This is a genomic window from Alkalibacillus filiformis, assembly GCF_030814115.1.
GTDB classification, from domain to species: domain Bacteria; phylum Bacillota; class Bacilli; order Bacillales; family Alkalibacillaceae; genus Alkalibacillus; species Alkalibacillus filiformis.
Genome location: NZ_JAUSUP010000025.1, coordinates 1 through 3729, shown reverse-complemented (window position 1 = coordinate 3729; position 3729 = coordinate 1). Strand labels below are relative to the sequence as shown.

General features: G+C 40.5%; 4 protein-coding genes. 3 read left to right on the top strand and 1 reads right to left on the bottom strand.

The genetic code is table 11. The features are described 5' to 3' along the window. Nucleotides 1-317: 317 nt before the first annotated feature. Entirely contained in the window at nucleotides 318-1304 is a 987-nt protein-coding gene (locus tag J2R98_RS14425) for a nuclease-related domain-containing protein (protein ID WP_307070202.1), read from the bottom strand. A gap of 87 nt (nucleotides 1305-1391) precedes the next feature. On the opposite strand from J2R98_RS14425, the gene J2R98_RS14420 reads away from it, so the two are divergent. The 3 genes from J2R98_RS14420 (at nucleotide 1392) to J2R98_RS14410 (ending at nucleotide 3436) form a co-directional block, all read left to right on the top strand. Beyond that, on the top strand, nucleotides 1392-1937 hold the full coding sequence (locus tag J2R98_RS14420; protein ID WP_307070200.1) for a hypothetical protein: 546 nt from the start codon (nucleotides 1392-1394) through the stop codon (nucleotides 1935-1937). Between the two features lie 109 nt (nucleotides 1938-2046). Next, nucleotides 2047-2559, top strand: a complete 513-nt coding sequence (locus J2R98_RS14415) for an RNA polymerase sigma factor (protein ID WP_307070199.1) — start codon at nucleotides 2047-2049, stop codon at nucleotides 2557-2559. Beyond that, nucleotides 2552-3436, top strand: coding sequence for a hypothetical protein (locus J2R98_RS14410; protein ID WP_307070197.1), 885 nt, complete (start codon nucleotides 2552-2554; stop codon nucleotides 3434-3436). Before J2R98_RS14415 ends, J2R98_RS14410 begins: the two co-directional genes overlap by 8 nt. Nucleotides 3437-3729 lie beyond the last annotated feature (293 nt).

The window sequence follows — 3729 nt, the reverse complement described above, 5'->3', positions numbered from 1 at the left end:
TTTTTCTGGCATAATTACCCCTACCTTTTCTAGACTTAATTTCATGGAAACATTTTGCCTTAGAGTGTGTCCAATTTTGATACTAACCTTATTATGACCTCGCGTCCGACATTAACTCCGCTTCGTCCGACAATTATGACCCCGCGTCCGACATTAACTCCACTTCGTCCGACAATTACAGCCCCGTGTCCAACATTAACCCCGCTTCGTCCGACAATTACGGCCCCGCGTCCGACATTAACCCCACTTCGTCCGACAATAATTTAAAATAAGGTACACCCTTTTAGATGTACCTTATCATTACTAATAGTCTAATATTATTGAAGTAAATAACTAAAGTCCTTTTGATAGTCATAGTCTAGTAGATACTTCCTTGTGTTAGTCTTTCCAACCGTTTCAAAATCGGCATTCTTTAGAAAATGCTTTGATAAACTTGCTGACTCCACCCTCAAAAAATCTCTCACCTCTCTATTCGTCACCTCCTCCCCTTTTAATAAATAATAGTCTTTTAAGGCGTTCACGTGTGCATCGGCACTTCTATGCTTACAACGTCGGCACTCCCATCTGCGCCTCATTCGGATCATGATGCTCGCCTTACAGTTGGGGCAAAAGGCGCCTCGTTTGTAATCGTCATAATGGATTCGAAAATTTTTCTCGATATTGTAATTTTTAAAGTTGTGGTGGTCTTTCATTTTGTGGGCGAGCCGGGATGTGGCGTCTACTGGCATGATTGGCTCGCGGTACTTTTGTGATACGTCGCGAATTTTTTGGGTCAGTTGTGAGATTGGAATGATGTAGTCGCGGTGTTTTTCAGAAGTGATGTCGAGGGTGGCTTTCGGGTTGGCCATGACGACTAACGTTTCGACTGGCAATTCGTGAACACTGGAAAATCCGAGCCACTGGAGTTGCTGTTGTTTTTGTTCTTCGACTTGGATAACGGGGTCGTCATATGTGTGGGTTTCGCCATCGACTGTTTGGATCAACTGATTAAAAGTCGGGTTAATCGTGATGATGCCTGTAAAGTTTTTCACTTCTAAAATTAAAACGAAACGCTCAGTCAATAGTAGTGTATCCATTTGAAAAAAGTTTTGGAAAAGGCGTAAGCGAAGGTCATGCAGAATGAAGTGTGGAAAGTCGAGCTTGCTTAGTGGGTAATCGACGCGGAGTTCACCTGCGTAGCCGGATCGTTCGCGGTACAGCTCTGTTTCGACTTGGCGATAATCTGGATGATGCTCAAAAAGGCATTTATGAGCAGCTGCTAGTTTTAATAGTTTAGCAGGTATTTCGTGTTCTTTTACAATCAAAATCATCACTCCCTATTCAATTTTCAACAAGTATTATATCACATTTTATGGTACAATTTGACAAGATGTTAATTTGGGAGTGTTTGCATGAAAAGGTTGTTATTGCTATTATCCTTTACCTTGTTAGTCGGTTGTACATCCACAGCTGAATTCGATTTAGATGATGTTGTCGCAGAAGTAATGGATGAAGAGGTGACGGCAGAGGACGTTTATCTATATCGATATCACAGAGACTACTCTTTTGAACAGTCCGTCCGATCTTATGCTCAACAGAAAGTTATGGTGTTGAAGGCTAAAGAACATGGGTTTAACATGACTGAACAAGAGGTCGATGAGGAATTCGAAAGTTTTCGCGATTATTCCGGAATGTACGAACTATTCTTAGAAGAAAACTTAGCATCGATAGAAGAAAGCGCTGAAATATTAAATATGGATGTTGAAGAAATCACTCATGGACGTTATAAAAGAGGCATCGTCGAGTCCGAAAGCGCGACTTATTATTTTACAGATGTATTTTGTGAAAATACTACAATTGATCCGTGTCCTGACACAACTGAAGAGTTCCATGAGAAAATGAACGAACACGTACGAGAACTGTATGAAGAACATATTGAATACCGCTTCAACGAATAACATCTAGAGAAAAAGGGAATTGGTTAAGTAGCCAATTCTATTTTTATGTGACACAAACGCAAAACTCTGTCGTCTAATGTTATGAATTAAGGAATCGGAGGCAATAGACATGTCTAGAAAAGAAATCGTTTCCGACTGGTTTTACCAATACAATCATGATGTTTATAACTTCTTAGTTTACTATACAGGTAAACGTGACCCTGAAGACCTCGTTCAAGAAGTGTTCATCAAGGCTATTAAAGGGTTGGACAAATTTGATGGAAAATCCAGTCCAAAAACGTGGCTATTTAGTATTGCGCGTAATGTCGCCATTGACGATATCCGCAAGAACAAGCGCCGCGGTATGGATCAAAATGTAGATTTAGATGAAGCTTACAACGTCGGGCATCATGTCACACCTGATTCCGTCGTACAAGAAAACGAGGAAAAGCAACTACTATATCAAGCGATCAATTCGCTTAAATCCAATTATCGTGAAGTGATCATTTTACGAGCGATTAAAGAATTAAACGTCTCCGAGACTGCATCTGTATTAAATTGGTCAAACCAAAAAGTGAGAACCACTTACTCACGGGCCCTAAAAGCGCTTGGAGAAGTCCAAGGAGGATTTCAAAATGAGTGAATTTAATGATAAAAAACTTGAAAAACAATTGGAATCTCTCCCTAAGCATAAAATGACTGATGAGCAAATTGAAAGCATGCATGCTGAACTCATGAAAACAGCTGAACAATATGACCAAAAAGACAAAAGGAGGATTTTCATGCGACGCATAGCTGTAGGAGTGACGACGGCTGCGGCAGTATTTTTAATCGCGTTTATCGGAATTAGCTTTATGGGAGATGACGATCACGCTGACGAACCGATGACAACACAAGAAACAGACGATTTTGATGGTGAAGCTTCGACATTTGAAGATGGTGAAGAGGAAGGTTCTATGGGAGATGAAGAATCTCGCGAGGAATCAGAAGAAGCTGAAGCTCAAGAAACCAAACAAGACTCTGAAACGATTGTCATTGAACAATCTGAAAATATTATTGAACATCTAGCAAATGAAGATTACGCTTCAGTAGCTGAATACGTTCACGAAGAACAAGGCCTACTATTCTCACCCTATGTTAATGTGAATGAAGACGATTTGATTTTCACAGCAGAAGAAGTGGCTAACTTTGAAACTGATGAGACAGTTTACGTATGGGGTACAGAAGACGGTAGTGGTTACGACATCGAACTAACGCCAATGGAATATCATGAAGAATATGTGTATCAACATGACTACACAAACCCAGATGAGCGTTTAGTTGATGAATTTGAAGATCGCAGCATGATGGAAAACAACATCCAAGAATATTTCCCTGAAGCCCATGTCGTTGAATATCACGTTGAAGGATCAGACGAATATGAGGGTATGGACTACGGTTCAATCAACCTTGTCTATGAAGAAAACGACGCTGGCGAATGGAAGCTCGTTGCGATTGTTAATGAAGAATGGGTTATTTAAATTAAAGCTTAGAGTGGGATTTTCCCCATTCTAAGCTTTTTAATTTAGGTAGCTGGTGGTTAATTAATGTTTTGTCCGACAGTTATGGGCGCGTGTCCGACATTAACCCCGCTTCGTCCGACAATTTTGCCCCTGCGTCCAACATTAACTCCGCTTTGTCCGACAATTTTGTCCCTGCGTCCAACATTAACTCCGCTTTGTCTTTTAAGCCCCCTTAATCCTTTGGACACCAAAATTGGAAAAGCTTACAATGTATTTAATCTAATTTTGGGCAATGAGGAGGGATAAAATGG